17 protein-coding genes and 1 pseudogene are annotated in these 17626 nt (G+C 77.0%); 5 read left to right on the plus strand and 13 right to left on the minus strand.

Annotated elements, in window-relative coordinates; genetic code table 11:
* Positions 1–41: 41 nt before the first annotated feature.
* The 10 genes from ACUN9U_RS14015 to ACUN9U_RS14060 form a co-directional block, all read right to left on the minus strand.
* The gene (locus ACUN9U_RS14015; protein WP_445485663.1) at positions 42–719 is read right to left on the minus strand and encodes a response regulator; all 678 of its coding nucleotides are present in this window, start codon (positions 717–719) and stop codon (positions 42–44) included.
* Positions 720–787: 68 nt separating this feature from the next.
* Positions 788–2014 (minus strand): sensor histidine kinase, encoded by a 1227-nt coding sequence (locus ACUN9U_RS14020; RefSeq protein WP_445485616.1) that lies wholly within the window; start codon positions 2012–2014, stop codon positions 788–790.
* 80 nt (positions 2015–2094) lie between these two features.
* Positions 2095–2982: an ABC transporter permease subunit gene (locus ACUN9U_RS14025; protein ID WP_445485617.1), complete on the minus strand. Its 888-nt coding sequence runs from the start codon at positions 2980–2982 to the stop codon at positions 2095–2097.
* Positions 2979–3914: an ATP-binding cassette domain-containing protein gene (locus ACUN9U_RS14030; protein WP_445485618.1), complete on the minus strand. Its 936-nt coding sequence runs from the start codon at positions 3912–3914 to the stop codon at positions 2979–2981. Before ACUN9U_RS14030 ends, ACUN9U_RS14025 begins: the two co-directional genes overlap by 4 nt.
* Before the next feature lie 178 nt (positions 3915–4092).
* A complete protein-coding gene (locus ACUN9U_RS14035) occupies positions 4093–5196 on the minus strand; it encodes a DUF3533 domain-containing protein (protein WP_445485619.1) in 1104 nt (367 codons plus the stop codon).
* On the minus strand, positions 5193–5789 hold the full coding sequence (locus ACUN9U_RS14040; protein ID WP_445485620.1) for a TetR/AcrR family transcriptional regulator: 597 nt from the start codon (positions 5787–5789) through the stop codon (positions 5193–5195). The genes ACUN9U_RS14035 and ACUN9U_RS14040 overlap by 4 nt, the downstream gene beginning before the upstream one ends.
* A 234-nt stretch (positions 5790–6023) precedes the next feature.
* A complete protein-coding gene (locus ACUN9U_RS14045) occupies positions 6024–6533 on the minus strand; it encodes a phosphatase PAP2 family protein (RefSeq protein WP_445485621.1) in 510 nt (169 codons plus the stop codon).
* A gap of 106 nt (positions 6534–6639) precedes the next feature.
* Complete coding sequence (locus tag ACUN9U_RS14050; protein ID WP_445485622.1) at positions 6640–6990, minus strand: hypothetical protein; 351 nt, start codon at positions 6988–6990, stop codon at positions 6640–6642.
* Between the two features lie 34 nt (positions 6991–7024).
* Positions 7025–7876 carry an HpcH/HpaI aldolase/citrate lyase family protein gene (locus ACUN9U_RS14055; protein ID WP_445485623.1) on the minus strand — a complete coding sequence of 284 codons (852 nt, stop codon included), beginning with the start codon at positions 7874–7876 and terminating at the stop codon, positions 7025–7027.
* A 123-nt stretch (positions 7877–7999) separates the two neighbouring features.
* Entirely contained in the window at positions 8000–8422 is a 423-nt protein-coding gene (locus ACUN9U_RS14060) for a hypothetical protein (protein WP_445485624.1), read from the minus strand.
* A 126-nt stretch (positions 8423–8548) separates the two neighbouring features.
* Between ACUN9U_RS14060 and ACUN9U_RS14065 the strand changes: the two genes are divergently transcribed.
* The 4 genes from ACUN9U_RS14065 to ACUN9U_RS14080 all read left to right on the plus strand — a co-directional run bounded on the left by ACUN9U_RS14065 (position 8549) and on the right by ACUN9U_RS14080 (position 14075).
* Positions 8549–8869, plus strand: a complete 321-nt coding sequence (locus ACUN9U_RS14065; protein ID WP_445485625.1) for a hypothetical protein — start codon at positions 8549–8551, stop codon at positions 8867–8869.
* Between the two features lie 259 nt (positions 8870–9128).
* A complete protein-coding gene (locus ACUN9U_RS14070) occupies positions 9129–10589 on the plus strand; it encodes a 3' terminal RNA ribose 2'-O-methyltransferase Hen1 (RefSeq protein WP_445485626.1) in 1461 nt (486 codons plus the stop codon).
* Positions 10586–13207 carry a polynucleotide kinase-phosphatase gene (locus ACUN9U_RS14075; RefSeq protein ID WP_445485627.1) on the plus strand — a complete coding sequence of 874 codons (2622 nt, stop codon included), beginning with the start codon at positions 10586–10588 and terminating at the stop codon, positions 13205–13207. The genes ACUN9U_RS14070 and ACUN9U_RS14075 overlap by 4 nt, the downstream gene beginning before the upstream one ends.
* 79 nt (positions 13208–13286) lie before the next feature.
* Entirely contained in the window at positions 13287–14075 is a 789-nt protein-coding gene (locus ACUN9U_RS14080; RefSeq protein ID WP_445485628.1) for a HEAT repeat domain-containing protein, read from the plus strand.
* An 8-nt stretch (positions 14076–14083) separates the two neighbouring features.
* Here the strand turns inward: ACUN9U_RS14080 and ACUN9U_RS14085 are convergent, their stop codons facing one another.
* The 3 genes and pseudogenes from ACUN9U_RS14085 to ACUN9U_RS14095 all read right to left on the minus strand — a co-directional run bounded on the left by ACUN9U_RS14085 (position 14084) and on the right by ACUN9U_RS14095 (position 16343).
* Entirely contained in the window at positions 14084–14962 is an 879-nt protein-coding gene (locus ACUN9U_RS14085) for an NAD(P)H-binding protein (RefSeq protein ID WP_445485629.1), read from the minus strand.
* Positions 14963–15067: 105 nt separating this feature from the next.
* A pseudogene (locus tag ACUN9U_RS14090) lies at positions 15068–15298 on the minus strand (YbaK/EbsC family protein); the annotation flags it as partial.
* Positions 15299–15317: 19 nt separating this feature from the next.
* The gene (locus ACUN9U_RS14095; protein WP_445485664.1) at positions 15318–16343 is read right to left on the minus strand and encodes a LacI family DNA-binding transcriptional regulator; all 1026 of its coding nucleotides are present in this window, start codon (positions 16341–16343) and stop codon (positions 15318–15320) included.
* Positions 16344–16516: 173 nt separating this feature from the next.
* On the opposite strand from ACUN9U_RS14095, the gene ACUN9U_RS14100 reads away from it, so the two are divergent.
* Entirely contained in the window at positions 16517–17626 is a 1110-nt protein-coding gene (locus tag ACUN9U_RS14100) for a substrate-binding domain-containing protein (RefSeq protein ID WP_445485630.1), read from the plus strand.

A 17626-nucleotide genomic window follows, 5' to 3' on the forward strand; every position in this document is an offset into this window, starting at 1 on the left:
CGGCCGTGGTCACGGGCTGGTGGCGCACGGGTCGTCCACGATCACGAGGAGGGGGTGTGGTCGTCGGGGGTGACCACGCCGGCCCGGTAGGCCCACACGACCACCTGCACCCGGTCGCGCAGCCCCAGCTTGGCCAGCAGGCGGCCCACGTGGCCCTTGACGGTCGGCTCGGACAGCACGAGCTTGCGGGCGACCTCGGCGTTGGACAGCCCGCGGGCCACCTCCACGAGCACGTCGCGCTCGCGCGGGGTCAGCTGCTCCAGCTGCGCCCGCTCGGGGCGCACCGCCGCTGCGGGTGCGCCTGCCGCCGGGCCACCGGCCGCCTCCGCCCCGGCACCGGGCAGCCGCTCCTCGGCCAGGCGCAGCAGGTGCCGGGTCAGCCGGGGGGTGAGCACCGCGTCGCCGGCGGCCACGGCGTGCAGGGCGCGCACCAGCTCGTCAGGCTGGACGTCCTTGAGGAGGAAGCCGCTGGCCCCGGCGCGCAGCGCGGCGAAGGCCAGCTCGTCGAGGTCGAAGGTCGTCAGCACCAGCACGCGAGCCGCCGACCCGGACTCCACGACGCGCCGGGTGGCCTCGATGCCGTCCACGCCGGGCATCCGCACGTCCATGAGCACCACGTCGGGCTGCAGGGCAGCGACCATCCGCACGGCGGTGGCGCCGTCGCCGGCCTCCCCCACCACCTCCAGGCCCTCCTCGGGGCCGGTGGCCTCCAGGAGCATGCGGAAGCCGAGGCGGACCAGCGCCTGGTCGTCGACCAGCAGCACGCGCAGCGGCCGCTGCTCCTCGCTCACAGCGGACCAGCCTGCACCGCGCGCTCCCCCGCCGGCGGCACCTGCGGGCGCTCCGCCGGCAGCGGCAGCTCCGGCCGCTCGGGGTGCGCGGGCAGCACGGCCCGCACCCGCCACCCCCCGGAGGGGCGCGGCCCGGCGCTGAAGGAGCCCCCGAACGCCTCGGCCCGCTCGCGCATGCCGGGCAGCCCGCGCCCGCGTCCCTCGCGGCTGCCCGCGGCCGGCGCGGCGGGGGGCACGCCGACGCCCACGCCGTCGTCGTCCACCACCACCTCCACGACCCGGCCGTCGCAGCCGACGCGGACCTCCGCGCGCACCCCCAGCCCGGCGTGGTCGAGCACGTTGGTCAGCGCCCCGGTGACGATGCGGTGCACCGCCAGGCGCGTGGTGCGGCTCCAGCCCTCCTGCGGGCCGCTGCGGGTCAGGCGGACCGGCACGCCCGCGGCGCGCACGGCGGCCACGACGGCGTCCAGCCCGTCGTCGTCCTGCTCCCCGGCGGGCAGCGGGGAGCGCTCGGCGGAGTCGTCGCGGCCGGGCTGCTCCAGCACCCCCAGCAGGCGCCGCATCTCGGCCAGCGCCTGGCGGGAGGTGGCGGTCATGGCGTCCAGCGCCGTGGGGTCGGGCGGGGCTGCGGGGTCGCGGCGGGCGCGGGCGGTCATGCCGTCGCCCAGGCGCACCACCACGGTGAGGGCGTGGGCGACGACGTCGTGCAGCTCGCGGGCGATCCTCGCCCGCTCGGCGGCCACGGCGATCTGCGCCCGCTGGTCGCGCTCGGCCTGCAGCCGGTCGGCGCGCTCGCGCAGCAGGCGCACCTGCTCGCGCCGGCCCCTGACCGTGGTGCCGAGCAGCACCGCGGCGGCCAGCATCGGCCCCACCACCACGGGAGCGGCCCACACGGAGGTCGGGGGCTCCCCCGCCCCCCGTCCGGCAGCGTCGGTGGCACCCAGGACCAGCAGGACGACGACGGCGGCCACCACGCCCAGCCGCAGCTGCGCCCCGCGCCGCTCGACGGCCAGGGAGGCCGCGCCCACCAGCACCAGCACCGCGGGGAAGGCCGGCCGGCCGCCGAGCACCGCCCAGGCAGGCGCGGCCAGGGCGCAGGTGGCCAGCAGGGCCACGAGCGGCGCGCGGCGGTGCCACCACAGGGGGGCGGCCACCAGGGCGGTCACCAGCGCGGCGTGCGGTCCGGAGGTGAGCACCGCGTCGGGCACCAGCGGCAGCAGCACGAGCGCCGCCCACCCCGCGTCTCGCAGACGGGGGTGGGCGGCCAGGCGCGCGCGCAGGTCGATGCCGGGGCTCGCGGGGCTCAGGCGTCGCGGCGCTGCAGGACCACCGCGCCGAGCGCGAGCGGCACCACGGCCCAGCCCAGCAGCGTCAGCCAGGCGGCCACGTCCGAGAGCACCCCGGTGCCCAGGGTCGACTGCAGCGAGGCGGCCGCGACGTCGGGGAAGCGGTGGGCGATGGCCTGCACCCAGTCCCAGGTGACCAGCTGCAGCAGCGGCGGGGCCACGAAGACGACGGCCACCAGCACCGTGATGGCCCCGGCCGTGGCCCGCAGGAGCAGCCCCAGGCCCAGGCCGAGCAGCGCCACCGCCACGAGGTAGGCGCAGTTGCCCAGGACGGCCACCACGGTCTCCGAGGCGGTCCAGTCGATGGTCGCGGCGTCGCCGTAGACGACCTGGGCGATCCACAGCGCGCTCAGGGAGAGCACGAGGGTGAAGGGCACCAGCACCGCCAGGAGCACGGACGCCTTGGCCACCAGCAGCGGCCAGCGGCGCGGCAGCGCCATGAGGCTGGAGGAGATCGAGCCGGTGGCGTACTCCCCGGAGGCCACCAGCGCGCCGAGCACGCCGATGACCAGGGCGGAGAAGCCGGTGGCGCCCAGGGCCGTGGCGACGGGGTCGGCCAGGCCGTTGACGCCGGGGCCGCCCTGCGGCTGGGCGTTCTCGGGGTCGGAGACCACCGCGGCCAGCAGCGCGGCGAAGCCGATGGCCAGCGCCAGGGCGATGAGCAGGGTCCACCAGGTGGAGCGCAGGGAGCGCAGCTTGGTCCACTCCGCCAGCACCGCCCGCCCGAGCGTGGCGCCCGACGGGGCGCTGCCGCCGCCGGCGAGGTGGTTCGAGCGGTGCTGGCGCGCAGCGGGGACGGCGCCGCCCGCGCCCGTCGTCGTGCTCTGGTCCGTGCCGGTGCTCATGCCGCGGCCTCCTGCTCCTGCTGCGCGTCGTCGTCGGTGGTGTACTCGCGGGAGTCGCGGGTCAGGGCCATGTAGACCTGCTCCAGCGACGCCCTCTCGGTGTGCAGCTCGTGCAGCACGATGCCGCGCTCGGCGGCGACCTCGCCGATGCGCTCGGCGGTGGTGCCCGTCACCGACAGCTCCCCCACCTCGACGTCGGTGACGCTGGCGCCTGCGCTGACGAGCAGGCGGCCCAGCTCCCCGGCCTGCGGGGAGCGCACCGCGACGGGCCTGTCGGTGGCGGTGGCGATGAGGTCCTCCACGGTGGTGTCGGCCAGCAGCCGGCCCCGGCCCACGATGACCAGCTTCTCCGCCGTCAGCGCCATCTCGCTCATGAGGTGGGAGCTGACGAAGACGGTGCGGCCCTCGGCCGCCAGGCCGCGCAGCAGCGTGCGGATCCACAGCACGCCGTCGGGGTCGAGGCCGTTGACCGGCTCGTCGAGGATGATCGTGGCGGGGTCGCCCAGCAGCGCGGAGGCGATGCCCAGGCGCTGACCCATGCCCAGTGAGAAGCCGCCGGCGCGCTTGCGCGCCACGTCGTGCAGGCCGACGAGGTCGATGACCTCGGCGACCCGCTTGCGGCCGATGCCCTGGCTCTGGGCGAGGGCGAGCAGGTGGTCGTGGGCGCTGCGGCCGCGGTGGACGGCCTTGGCCTCCAGCAGCGTGCCGACCTCGGCCAGCGGGGTGCGGTGCTCGGCGTACCGCTTGCCGTTGACGGTGACGGCGCCGCTGGTGGGCCGGTCCAGGCCGACGACCATGCGCATGGTGGTGGACTTGCCGGCGCCGTTGGGCCCGAGGAAGCCGGTCACGTGGCCGGGGGTGACGGTGAAGCTGAGGTCGTTGACGGCGGTCTTGGCGCCGTAGCGCTTGACGAGGTTCCGGGCTTCGATCACAGCGGTGACGCTAGGCGGCGGCGCTGCGCCCGCGCGCCCTCCTGCGGGCCCGTTCCGGTGCCCGCGCGGGCGCCCGGACCCCCTCCTGGGGTAGGGGGTCCCCCCTCCCCCAGCCGTGATCATGGGCGATCAGCCACCTGCGAGTGGCCGATCGTCCATGATCACGGTGGTGGGTCGGTCAGGCGGCGGCGGGCCCGGGGGTGCGGGCAGCGCGGGGGCTGCGCGCGCGGCCGTCGGCGCGCAGCTGGTGCCAGCGGGCCGCCACCAGCGCCACCACGGCGCCGGCCACGGCCCAGGCGGCCACCACGAGCAGGCGCTGGCCGACGTCCGCGCCGTCGAAGTAGGCGATCCGGCGCACCGCGTCGACGGCGGCGCCGTTGGGCAGCACCCCGGACAGCCAGGACCAGAACGGCGGCAGCAGGGCCGGTGGGTAGGCCCCGCCCGCACTGGGGTTGCCCAGGACGACGAAGAGCAGCACCGCGAGGCCGATGCCGACGGTGCCCGCGAGCACCTGCAGCGCCATCGTCACGGCCGCTGCGGCGAGGACCACGAGCGCGCCGGTGCCTGCGAAGGCCCACAGCGTCCCGGCGTCGTCGGGCAGCGCCCCGAGCAGCGGGCCGACCACCAGCGCGCCGCCGGTCCCGGACAGCACCGCGTAGGGGGCCACGGCCGCGAGGCGGATCGCGGCGCGGCGCAGGGTGGCCGGACGCGCACCGCGGGCCACGCCCAGCAGCGCGGCCAGCAGGTAGCCGCCGACGACCCACCCGGTGACCAGGTAGAAGCCCGACAGCCCACGGGCGTCCCCGCCGGCCGCGGGCACGACGTCCTCCACCGCCAGGGTGCGGCCCTGGGTGGCCTCGGCCTGGGTGAGCACGGCCTGCACGGCGGTGGCGGTGGCGGCGCCGCCCGCGGTGGTGACCAGCAGCTGGTCCTGCGCGGAGGTGGGGCTGATGACCAGGACGGCGCTGGTCGCGTCGGCGGCCAGGTCGGCGCGGGCGGCGTCGGCGTCCGTCGTCGCGGTGGCCTCCAGCGGGTGCCCGGCGACGTCGTCGAGCGCGGCCGCGGTCTGGTCGGCCACCTGCGGGGTGGGGCCGACCACCGTCACGGCGACGTCGCGGGGGGTCGGGTCGTGGAAGGCGCCGACGTAGCTGAGCACGAAGCCCAGCTGCAGCAGCAGCACGGCCACGACGAGGGCGACCGTGCGGGGTGCGACGGCGTCGCGCAGCTCCGCGCGCAGGGTGGGCCGCTCAGGGCCGGCGCGGTGGGCGTGCGGGTGGCTCATCGGTGCTCTCCGGGGGTGAGGACGGTGTCGACCAGGTGGTCGCACAGCTCGTGGCTGAGGGGCTCGCCGCTGACCAGGCGGCGGTAGAACAGCGGCCCGAGGAGGCGGGCGGCGACGACGGCGAGGTCGGCGTCGGCGGGCAGCAGGCCGGCGTCGCGGACGGCGCGCAGCTGCTCCTCCAGCGGCTCGCGGTGGCGGGCGACGACCTGCGCCCGGTGCTCCTCCAGGGAGGGGTCGCGCGCCAGCAGCTCGAGCAGCGCGGGCAGGGCCCGCACCCAGGCCCCGGTGGCCAGCTGGTCGGCGGTGGCGTGGAGCCGGCGGCCGAGGGCCTCCCGGGCCTGCTCCGCCGTGGGCGCCCGCCCGGGCGCGCCCAGGGGCTCCACGGGTGCGCCGACGGGGAGCACCGCGTCGACCGCTGCGCGCAGCACGTCGGTGCTGGTGGGGAAGTGGCGGTAGATGGTGGAGCGGGCGACGCCGGTGCGCTGGACGACGGCGTCGACGGTGACGGCGCCCGGCCCGTCCTCGAGCAGCAGCTCGGCGGCTCCGGCCACCACGGCGGCGCGCGAGCGCACCACCCTCGGGTCGTCGGCCACGCGTCCTCCTCTGCGTCCCCGGTTTTCAGTACGAAACAGTATCGTACTGGAAGTCGAGGAGCGCCACGGCGTCGCCTGCGTGCCGGTGGGCAGGCTCACGTCCGGTGGGCAGGTCGACGTCCGGGTCAGGCGCTGGAACCGGACGCAGGGCTGCCCACCGGACCTCGGGCTCCCCACCTCCCGCGCTTCCCCAGGCCTGAGGAGGCGCCGCCGATCCGCAGGCCGTCGGGCGCCTCAGCCGGTGAGGGCTGCGGCCACGACGGCGGCGACCGCCCCCAGCGCCAGGCCCACCAGCACCTGCACCGGCGTGTGGGCCCCCAGGGCCACCCGCGCGGCGCCCAGCAGCGCCACCAGCGGCGCGCCGGCCAGTGCCCACGGCCCGAGCGCCGCCACCAGCGCCCCCAGCGACGCCGCTGCGGCCGCGGCGTGCAGCGAGACCTTCCACCGGGTCGAGACCACCACGACGACGGCGAGGAGGACCGCCATGGCCGCGAAGAGCACGCGCAGCGCCGGCGGAGCACCCAGCGCTGCTTCGAGCGCTGCAGCGGCGACCACGCCCACGAGGACCGCCCCCAGCACGCGGGGCCTGTCGGCCCGGTCCGGGAGGTGGTGGTCGACGACGCGGCCCCGCCGCACGAGGCCCACCACGAGCAGCACCCCGGGGAGGACGGCCACCACCGCACCGACCGCCGCCAGGGCGGCCCCCCTCCACCCCGCCGCGACGGCACCGACCACGAGCGGCACCACCGCAGCCAGCGGGGCGGGCGCGAGGGCCTCGGAGGCCCACCGCGCCCAGCGCGGCGGACGAGCGGCCGGCGGTGCAGCCGGTGGCGCGGCGCCCTGCACCCGGTCAGGCACCCTCGGCGAGCCCGCCGGCGTCGAGCGGGTCGGGCAGCACGGTGGTGCGCGGGACCTCCACCACGTCACCGGCGAGGTCGCGCAGCCGCACCGACCGCGGGCCCACGGCCTGCACCGTCCAGGGCTGCTGGCGCCCGGCGCGCACCACCGTGGCCCCGGGGGCGGGCAGGTGGCCCTCCACGCCCGCGGCGTGCACCACGTGCAGCGCCGTGGAGGCCGCCGCGTCGGCGGCCAGCGCCGCGGCGTCCTCGGCGTCGGCCGCGGGCGGGACGGCCAGGGTGAGCAGCACGGTCACCAGCCGCAGCTCGCCGCGGGCGCCGGGCAGGCCGTCGTCGTCGTCCACGGGCCCACGGTGGCACGCGCCACCGACAGCGGGCTCAGGAGGAGGGGACGATCCCCAGCGCCGTCGCCAGGTTCATGATCTTGCGGGCGCGCCCGAGGCGCGGGAGGTCCGAGCCGTCGCGGACGACGCGGCCGCGCGCCTCGAAGTCGGCCAGGAAGTCCTGCGCCCACGCGATGTCGGACTGCGTGGGGCTGATGACCTCGTTGATGACCGGCACCTGCTCGGTCTGCAGGCACAGCTTGCCCGTCAGGCCCAGGGCCACCGTGAGGGCCGACTGCTCGCGCAGCACCGCGTGGCTGGAGCCGACCGTGGGGCCGTCGATGGGGCCGGGCAGGCCACCGATGCGGCTGGCGACCACGAGGCGGGAGCGCGGGTAGGCCATCGCGAGGTCGTCGGCGGCCGTGCCGGTGTCGCGGCGGTAGTCGCCGCTGCCGAAGGCCAGGCGGAAGGCGCCCCGGGCGCGGGCGATGCGCACCGACTCCTCGATGCCGAGGGCGGACTCGACGAGGGCGATGACCGGCAGGGAGCCGCCGAGCCTGTCGAAGGTCTCCGTGACGTGCTCGGGGGCCTCGGTCTTGGCGAGCATGACGCCGGCCAGGCCGCTGCCGGCGGCGGCGGCGTGGGCCAGCTCGCGGACGTCGTCCTCCCAGAAGGAGGTGGTCCTGTCGTTGATGCGCACCCAGGCGGTGTGCCCGCTGGTCTCCAGCCAGTCGACGACGCCCCGGCGCGCCTCGGCCTTGTTGGCGGGGTCGACCGCGTCCTCGACGTCGAGGATGACCTGGTCGGCGCGCGACCTGGCGGCCGGCTCGAAGTCGTCGGGGCGCCCCGCGTTGACGAGCAGCCACGAGCGGGCGATCTGGGCGTCCACGCCCCGGGGGGTCGGCATCGGGAGGTGCTCCTCGGTGGTGCGCGGCGCGGCCGGGCGCGGCGGTGCGGGCTGGCTGATCGCCTGAAGTCCTACCACGCGCGGTGCGCGCGGCCGAACGCCGCGGTGCGGGCGGCTCCCGGCTCAGGCGGTGCGGCGCGCCCCGGTGAAGGCCCACGCGGTCAGCCACACGGTGACCACGGTGGTGATCACGGCGCCCGGGACGTGGACGGCCAGGCCCGCGTGGTCGCCGGTCCACGCCTGCGCGAAGCCGATGGCGAAGGACAGCAGCGCCAGCGCCGCCGGCCAGACCGGACCGCGCGTCGCGCGCTGCAGCAGCACGGCGGCGACGACGACGAGGCCCTGGACGACGTGCAGGGCGATGGCGCCCCCGGCGTGCAGCTCCTCCGCTCCCCGCCCGCCGCTGAGCAGCTGCCCGGCGGTGACGAACTGGGCCAGGACCACCAGCACGGACAGGGCGGTGGCCGCCTGCAGGAAGCGCAGCGCGCCCGAGGGGGCAGCGGCCCGGGGGGTGGAGCGGCGGGTGCTGGTGGTGCTCGAGCTCACGGGTGGCCCCTCTCGGCGTCGCCCTGTGGGCGATCTCTACGATCCCCGCAGTAGTAGCCGAGACCGTGATGACGACCCTAGGTGCGCCGTGGCGGGGCGTCGAGGCGAGGCCGCTGTGAAGCCCCTGTGAGGCGCACCGGAGGGCCGCGCCGCCACCCGGACGGCTCCGGGCGCGGGTTCAAGGCCGCCGCGCCGCGTGCCGATCTGCACGGCATGGCCGCCACCCTCGCCGCGCACGTCGACCGCTGGGCCCACGAGATCGTGGCCTCCGGCGCCCCCGTCGAGGTCCACCCCGACCGCGGCGCCAGCCTGGCCTCCGCGTGCCGAGGGGAGCACGCCGCCGAGCTGCCCCCGGCGCTCGTCGCCGTCGCGCGCCGCCTGCCCGAGGGCGACCTCGCTTCCCTCGAGGCGCGCCTGGCGCGCAGCCTCGCCCGCGCCTCCGCCTAGCCCCTCCCCGCCCACCCCCCTCGCACTCCCCGCGGCACGGGCGAGGAGCTCGCCCGCGACGACCCGAAACCGCTTGCGCCGCCCCGCAGGATGGCGGTGTGGACAAGCCCACCGACGGGCTGCTCGCGAAGGTCCGCCGCGAGCCGCGGCAGGTCGTCAGCACCAGGGGCGACTGACGCCGAGAAGTCCGTGACCATGGGCGATCGACCACCTCGGTGGCCGATCGCCCATGATCACGGAGGGTGGAGAGGATGGCGACGTGCTCCTGACGATCAGCCTGGTGGCGTCTCCGGCGGTGCCGGTCGCCCGCGACCTCGGCTTCCTCCTGCACAAGCACCCCGACCGGGCCCAGTCCAGCGAGGTGTTCGGCGGCACCGCGCACGTGCTGTGGCCCGAGGCGGGCGAGGAGCGCGCCACCGCGGCCCTGCTGCTCGACGTCGACACCGCCGCCCTGCAGCGCGGCCGCGGCCGCGGGCAGGCGCCGGAGGGCTTCGCCCTGGCCGACCACGTCAACGACAGGCCCTACGTCGCGTCCTCCCTGCTCGCCGTCGCGCTCGGCAAGGTGTTCAGGACGGCGCTCGCCGGGCGCTGCGACGCCCGCCCCGAGCTGCCGGGGCAACCGCTGCCGCTGGAGGTCCACGTCCCGTCGCTCGTCAGCCGCGGCGGGGCCCCGCTGGTGCAGCGCCTGTTCGCGCCGCTGGGCTGGGACGTCGAGGCCGCCGCCCAGCCGCTGGACCCGCAGGTGCCGCAGTGGGGCGCCTCCCGCGTCGTCGACACCCGCCTGCGCGGCACGCTGCGACTGGCGGACGCCCTGAGCCAGCTCTACGTGCTGCTGCCCGTCCTCGACGACGCCAAGCACTACTGGGTCAGCGCCGACGAGGTGGACAAGCTGGTCCGCGCCGGCGGCGACTGGCTGCCCGCCCACCCCGAGCGCGACCTGGTCATGACGCGCTACCTGCGCCACCAGCGCTCCCTGGTCCGCGACGCGGTCGCCCGCCTGGACGACGTCGAGGGCATCCCCTCCCCCGCCCTCGTCGACGACGCCACCCCCGCGGCGATCGAGGAGGAGGGGGCGGGCGACAGCACCGAGCGGGCGACGCCGCTGGCGGTGCTGCGCCGCGAGGCGGTGCTCGCCGCTCTGCGCGAGGCCGGTGCCGCGAGCGTCGTCGACCTCGGCTGCGGCGAGGGCGGCCTCGTGCGCGAGCTGCTGCGCGACCCCCGCTTCACGCGCGTGGTGGGCGCCGACGTCTCGGCCCGCGAGCTCGAGCGCGCCGCCCGCCGGATCGGCACGGACCGGCTGCCCGACTCCGTCGCGGCCCGGCTGCAGCTGCTGCAGACCTCCGCGACCTACCGCGACGACCGCCTCGCCGACGTCGACGCGGTGACGCTGGTGGAGGTGGTCGAGCACCTCGACCCGCCGCGCCTGCCCGCGCTGGAGCGCAGCGTCTTCGCGCACGCCCGGCCGCGCACGGTCGTCGTCACCACCCCCAACGCCGAGCACAACGTGCGCTACCCGGCCCTGGCCGCGGGGGCGTTCCGGCACCCGGACCACCGCTTCGAGTGGACCCGCGCCGAGTTCGCCGCCTGGGCCTCGGAGGTGGCCGAGCGCCGCGGCTACGCCGTCGTCGTCAGACCGGTGGGGATCGACGACGACGAGGTCGGCCCGCCCACGCAGATGGCCGTGTTCACCCGGCGCGACAGCACCGAGGGGGCGGCGTGAACGAGCAGGCCGAGCGGGTGCTCGAGGTCCCCGACCTCAGCCTCGTGGTGCTCGTCGGCGCCAGCGGATCGGGCAAGTCGACGTTCGCGGCGCGGCACTTCGGGCCGTTCGAGGTGGTCTCCTCCGACCACTGCCGCGGGCTCGTCGCGGACGACGTCAACGACCAGGCCGCCACCGCCGACGCCTTCGACGTGCTCCACCACATCGCGGGGGTCCGGCTGCGCCGCGGCCGCCTCACGGTGGTGGACGCGACCAACGTCCAGGCCGACGCGCGCCGCCAGCTCGTGGCCCTGGCCCGCGACCACGACGTCCTCCCCGTCGCCATCGTGCTCGACCTGCCCGAGCGGGTCTGCCTGGAGCGCAACGCCGCCCGCCCGGACCGCGACTTCGGGGCGCACGTCGTCAAGCGCCACCGCGACGCGCTCCGCCGGTCGCTGCGGTCCCTGCGGCGGGAGGGCTTCCGCACGGTGCACGTGCTGAGCTCGGTGGAGGAGGTGGAGGCCGCGCGCGTCGTCAGGACGCCGCTGCGCTCGGACCTGCGCGACCAGCACGGGCCCTTCGACGTCATCGGTGACGTCCACGGCTGCCGCTCGGAGCTGGAGACCCTGCTCGGCGAGCTCGGCTACTCCCTCGCGCGCGACGAGCGCGGCCGCGCCGTCGATGCCGCGCACCCCGACGGGCGCCGCGCGGTGTTCCTCGGCGACCTGGTCGACAGGGGCCCGGACACCCCCGGCGTCCTGCGCCTGGTCATGGGGATGGTCGAGGCCGGGCACGCGCTCGCCGTGCCCGGCAACCACGAGGCCAAGCTCGTCCGCGCGCTCGACGGCAAGGACGTCTCGGTGGCCCACGGCCTGGAGGCGACGCTCGCCCAGATCGCGGCCATCGAGGACGACGACGAGCGGCGTGCGTTCCGCGAGCGCGTCCGCGGCTTCGCCGACGGGCTGGTCAGCCACCTGGTGCTGGACGACGGGAAGCTCGTCGTGGCGCACGCGGGGCTCAAGGAGGCCTACCACAACCGGGCGTCGGGGCGGGTGCGCAGCTTCGCGCTGTACGGCGACACGACGGGCGAGTCCGACGAGCTCGGGCTGCCGGTGCGGCTGGACTGGGCCCGCGACTACCGGGGCCGGGCGACGGTGCTCTACGGGCACGTGCCGACGCCGGAGCTGGAGTGGGTCAACGGGACGCTGTGCCTGGACACCGGCGTGGTGTTCGGCGGGAAGCTGTCGGCGCTGCGGTGGCCGGAGCGGGAGACCGTGCAGGTGCCGGCGGAGGCGGTGCACCACGAGCCGGTGGAGCCGCTGGTGCGGAAGCCACCGGTGAGAGACGACGACGACCTCGCGCTCACTGTCGTCCTCTCCCCCGACGGCACGGGCCGCGGCGTCGAGACGCGGCTGGCCGGCCGGGTGGCCGTCGCCGCGGAGCAGGCGGCGGGGGCGCTGGAGGTGGTGAGCCGGTTCGCCGTGGACCCGCACCTGCTCTGGTACCTCCCGGCGACCATGGCGCCGGCCGGCGGCTGGGCGGAGGCGCCCGACCTGCTGGAGCACCCGCAGGCGGCGTTCGAGGCGTACCGGAAGGCGGGCGTCACCGACCTGCTGTGCGAGGAGAAGCACATGGGCTCGCGCGCCGTGGTGCTCGTGGCGCGCTCGCGCGACGGGCTCGCGCCGTGGTCGTCGACCGGCGGGGTGGTCCACACGCGGACCGGGCGGTCGTTCTTCGGCGACGAGCTGGCGGTGGCGCTGCTCGACGGCGTGCGCTCCGCGGCCGAGCGCGCGGGGCTGTGGGAGGAGCTGTGCGGCTCTGCTGGCGAGGACGGCGACGCTGACCCCTGGCTGCTGCTCGACGCCGAGCTGCTCCCCTGGTCGGCCAAGGCCGAGGAGCTGCTGCGCGGCCAGTACGCCGCTGTCGGCGCGGCAGCGCGCGCGGCGCTGCCGGCCGCCGTCGCCGTCCTCGAGCGGTCGGCGGCGCGCGGGCTGGACGTGGGGGCGCTGCTGGAGCGGACCCGGCAGCGCGAGGTGGACGCCGCCGAGTTCACCGAGGCCTACCGCCGGTACGTGTGGCCGACGGGCGTGGCCGAGGGCCGCCTCGACGGGGTGCAGCTGGCCCCCTTCCAGGTGCTGGCGGCCGGGACGCCCGGCGGCGCGGTGGTGTTCGCCGACCGCGACCACGGCTGGCACCTGTCGGTGGCCGACCGGCTGGTGGAGGCGGACCCGCAGCTGTTCCGCGCCACGCGGCGGCAGCGGGTCGACACCACCGACGCGGCGTCCTGCGAGGCCGGCACCGCCTGGTGGACGGAGCTCACGGCCGCGGGCGGCGAGGGGGCGGTGGTCAAGCCCTTCGCCGGGGCCGCGCTGCGAGGACCGAGGGGGCTCGTGCAGCCGGGGATGAAGGTGCGCGGCCCGGAGTACCTGCGGCTCGTCTACGGCCCCGGCTACCGGGGTGACCTGGAGCGGCTGGGGCAGCGGCAGCTGGGCCGCAAGCGCAGCCTGGCGCTGCGCGAGCACGCGCTGGGGCTGGAGGCGCTGGAGCGCCTGGCCGGGGGCGAGCCGCTGTGGCGCGTGCACGAGGCGGTGTTCGCCGTCCTCGCGCTGGAGTCCGAGCCCGTCGACCCGCGCCTGTGACCCCGCCCGGGGCCGCGGGGCGGGGCCGCCTGGGTGCCCGACGGGTCGGGGGCCTTCACTGGGACAGGAGGTGGTCACGATGACGTCGGACCCGAGGACGGACAGGACGGACAGGACGGCGGGCCCGGCGCAGGCCGCCGGCGCCGCAGCCGCGCTGGCGTCACCTCAGGTGTCGGTGAGGCTGCGCGCGGCGATGGCGCTGGGCACCTGGCCCGACGCCCAGCACCTGGAGGCGGTGGTGCAGCGCGCCGCGGTGGAGCCCGACCCGTTCGTGCGCGACACCCTGGCGTGGGTGCTCACGCGCCTGCCCCACGCGCCGGTGCTGGCGAGGCTGCGCCCGGAGCTGGACGACCCGCGCCCGCAGGCGCGCGCGCAGGCGCTGCACGCCCTGTCCAAGCTGCTCGACCGCAGCGCGCGGCCGTGGATCACCCCGGAACTGCTGGCCGACCCCGACGACGTCGTCGCCCGCACCGCCTGGCGCGCGGCCGTGGCCCTGACGCCCCGGGAGGACCTGGAGGAGGACCGGCCGGTGGACGCGGCGGCGGCCGCCGAGCGGACCCGGCTCGCCGAGCTGCTGGCCGGGCAGCTCGGCCGCGGCGACGCGGAGCTGCAGCGCAGCCTCAGCCGGGTCCTGGTGCAGCTGGGCCCGGCCGCCGCGGTGGTGCTGGAGGCCGCGGCCGGCTCACCGCGCCCCGAGGTCGCCGCCCACGCCGAGGCCGCGCAGCAGCTGCTGCGGGACCCCGACGCGGCCTTCGCCCCCGAGGCTGCAGCCGCCGGCCCCTCCGTTGCAGCTGAGCCCCCCGAGACGGCTGAGCCCCCCGAGACGGCTGAGCCCGCCGAGGCCCCGGCGCCTCCCGCGGAGCGCTGAAGGGCGGCTCAGACCAGCTGGTCGCGGTTCTCCCGCACCCAGGTGTCCAGGTCGCGCGGCGGCCGCCCGGTCAGCCGCGCGACCTCCCCGGTGACGTCGACGTCGACCTGGTGGCGCACCACGTCGGCGAACTGCGCGCCCAGGCCCGCGGCGGTGAACGCGTCGACACCGCCGGCGCGCAGCGCCAGCCGGTAGACCGCCTTCGGCAGCGCCACCGCGCGCACCCGCCGGCCCAGCCCGGCCGTCAGGCGCTCGGCGACCTCCCCGTAGGACAGGCTCTGCGGCCCGGTCAGGAAGTAGGTGGCGCGCAGGTGCGCCTGCGGCCCGTCGGCGAAGACCGCCGCGGCGACGGCCGCCACGTCGCGGGCGTCCACCCACGAGACCGCGCCCCTCCCGGCGGTGTGGGGCAGCACCCCGCGGCGGACGGTGGGGCTCTGGCGGGTGATGTTCTGCAGGAAGGCCGAGGGGCGCAGCACCGTCCACGGCAGGTCCGTGGCCGCGAGCAGGTGGTCGGCGTGGGCGTGGGCCCGCGCCCACGGCACAGGTGAGCGCAGGTGGGAGTCGCTGGCGGAGATGCGCACCACGTGCTCCAGCCGCTCCTGCGCGGCGAGCTCGACGACCTGGCGGTCCAGCTCGAGCTGGTGGGGCACCGGCGGCGTCAGCAGCAGCACCCGGCGCACGTCGCGCAGCGCCGCAGCCACCTCCTCGCGCTGGCCCAGGCGGGCCAGCACCGGGCGCGCGCCCGCCGCCGCCAGGCCCTGCGCCTGCTCCGGTGAGCGGTGCAGGGCGTGCACCTGCTCACCGGCCGCCACCAGCAGGCGCACCACCTCACCGCCCACGTCACCGGTGGCGCCGAGGACCAGGACCGGGCTGCTCGAGACCGTCACGCCAGCATCCTGGGCGCCCTCGGGCGCCCCTGCCCGACGTGCGGACCGCGCCCCGACCTGCTCTCACGCGCGCGCCGGCCCGCCGGCTCGCTGCGGCGGAGGCGGTCAGCCGGACGCCACGCGGCAGGACGTGCCACCGGTGACGGCCAGCAGCTGCCGGTGGGTCAGCGGGACGACGGTGTGCGGGGTGCCACCGGCCGCCCACAGCAGCGGGTGCTCCGCGAGCGCCTCGTCGACCAGCGTGCGCAGCGGCGCCGGGTGCCCCACCGGGGCGACCCCGCCGATCGCCTGGCCCGTGGCGGCGCGGACCTCCTGCGCGCTCGCCATCCGCAGCTGCGCGGCTCCTCGGCGCCGCTCACGCGCTGGTCTCCACGGCCCGGCGGGCCCGGTCGCCCGGGGGGACGGAGCTGGAGGACCTCACGACCAGGCGCGGCTGCAGCACGACGTGCTCGGGCGGGCCGTCGTGGCCGCGCAGGCGCGCCACCAGGAGGTCGGCGGCCGTGGAGCCCAGGGTCCGGACGTCCTGCTGGACGGCGCTCACGCCCGGGTCGACCATCTCGAAGAGGGTGAGGTCGTCGAAGCCGACCAGCGCGACGGCGTGCTCGGCGCCCCGCTCGCGCAGCGCCCGCAGGGCGCCGGTGGTGAGCACGTTGCGCCCGGTCACCAGGGCCGTCGGGGGGTGGGGGTCCTCGAGCAGCCGCAGGACCGCGGCGCGGGCCTGGACCTCGTCGCGGACCCCGAGCTGGGCGGGGGGGCGGTCGTCCACGCCGGCGGCGGCCAGGGCCTGCGCGAACCCCTCGTGGCGCTCGCGGGCGGTGGCGATGTGCGGCAGGTCGCCCAGGTAGGCGATGCGGCGGTGGCCCCGCTCCAGCAGGTGCTCCACGGCGGCGCGCGTCCCGGCCGCGTTGTCCACGGTGACGGCGTCGGCGGCGATGCCGCGCGGCGCCCTGTCGACGAAGACCAGCGGCAGGCCCGCCCGCTGCTCGGGCAGCAGGTAGTCCTGCCGGTCGGTGGCGGGCACCAGCACGAGGCCGTCCACCCGGCGGGCCACCAGGTCGGACACCACGGCCCGCTCCCGGTCGGGGTCCTCGTCCAGGCTCGCGGCGAGCACCACGAGCTCGTGCTGGCGCGCGCGGTCCTCGATGGCCCGCAGCAGCTGGGCGGAGAAGTCGTTGGCGACGTCCTGCACCAGCACGCCCACCACCCCGCCGCGCCGCTCGCGACGGCGCAGGTCGCTCGCGCCGCGGTGGTGGCGGTAGTCGAGCTGCTGCACGGCGGTCCGCACCCGCTCGCGGACCGCCGGCGCGACGCCCGGCTCGTCGTTGACCACCCGCGAGACCGTCTTCAGGCTCACGCCCGCGAGGGCGGCCACCTCCCGCATCGTGGCGCGCGGGCGGACCTGCTGCACGGATTCGTCTCCCCTGTGATGGACACCGTTGTCACCGCGAGGTCACGGTTCTGCTGAAGCCCTTGACCGACGTGGTGGTGATGAGTGAACCTTCTACCCGACAACGTTGTCTATCGGCGCGAGGTTGCGCCGGAAGGAGCACCCCCGTGCTGAGCCACGCGTCCCGCCGCACCGCCCTGCGCCGTTCCGCCGTCCTCGCGGCCTCCCTGTTCGCCGTCACCTCGCTGGCGGCGTGCGGCGGCAGCGACACCTCCGGAGGCTCCGCAGGCGCCGAGGGCGGTGGCGGCGGCGACCAGGTCGCCGTCTCCCTGATCACCAAGGACTCCACCAACCCCTTCTTCGTCGCCATGCAGGAGGGCGCCAAGGCGGAGGCCGAGAAGGAGGGGGTCGACCTGACCGTCGGCGCCGGCAAGGAGGACGGCGACGAGCAGGGCCAGGTCCAGCTGATCGAGAACGCCATCGCCGCCGGCCAGCAGGGCATCATCATCACGCCCAACGGCCCGGGCGTGAACAGCGCCATCGAGAAGGCGCGCGAGGCGGGCCTCTACGTCATCGCCCTGGACACCCCGCCGGACCCGGCCGACACCGTCGACATCACCTTCGCCACCGACAACTTCAAGGCGGGCCAGCTCATCGGCGAGTGGGCCAAGGGCCAGCTCGGCGGGCAGCCGGCGACCATCGCCCTGCTCGACCTCTTCAACGACAAGGTCGTCTCGGTGGACTACAACCGCGACCAGGGCTTCCTGACCGGCATGGGCATCGACACCGCCGACAAGGCCAAGAACGGCGACGAGGCCCCGACCGGTCAGTACGACGGCGGCGACTACACCATCGTCTGCAACGAGCCCACCGGGGGCGCGGAGGACGGCGGCCGCACCGCCATGGAGAACTGCCTCACCAAGAACCCGGACATCAACGTCGTCTACACGATCAACGAGCCCGCGGCGACCGGCGCCTACAACGCGCTGCAGGCGGCCGGCAAGGACGACGTCATCATCGTCTCCGTCGACGGCGGCTGCGACGGCGTGCAGTCGGTGGCCGACGGCGTCATCGGCGCGACCTCCCAGCAGTACCCGCTGAAGATGGCCGAGCTGGGCGTCAAGGCGATCGCCGACTACGCCAAGAACGGCACCGAGCCCACCACCAGCCCCGGCCTGGACTTCTACGACACGGGCGTGGCCCTCGTGACCGACAAGCCGGTCGACGGCGTGGAGAGCATCACGTCCGCCGACGGCGCGGACGTCTGCTGGGGCTGA

It is taken from the genome of Quadrisphaera sp. KR29 (assembly GCF_052644995.1).

Coding starts and splice junctions, on each gene's coding strand:
- ACUN9U_RS14015 (WP_445485663.1), bottom strand. CDS start 719: ATGCTCCTGGAGGCCACCGGCCCCGAGGAGGGCCTGGAGGTGGTGGGG.
- ACUN9U_RS14025 (WP_445485617.1), bottom strand. CDS start 2,982: ATGAGCACCGGCACGGACCAGAGCACGACGACGGGCGCGGGCGGCGCC.
- ACUN9U_RS14035 (WP_445485619.1), bottom strand. CDS start 5,196: ATGAGCCACCCGCACGCCCACCGCGCCGGCCCTGAGCGGCCCACCCTG.
- ACUN9U_RS14055 (WP_445485623.1), bottom strand. CDS start 7,876: ATGCCGACCCCCCGGGGCGTGGACGCCCAGATCGCCCGCTCGTGGCTG.
- ACUN9U_RS14080 (WP_445485628.1), top strand. CDS start 13,287: ATGACGTCGGACCCGAGGACGGACAGGACGGACAGGACGGCGGGCCCG.
- ACUN9U_RS14095 (WP_445485664.1), bottom strand. CDS start 16,343: ATGCGGGAGGTGGCCGCCCTCGCGGGCGTGAGCCTGAAGACGGTCTCG.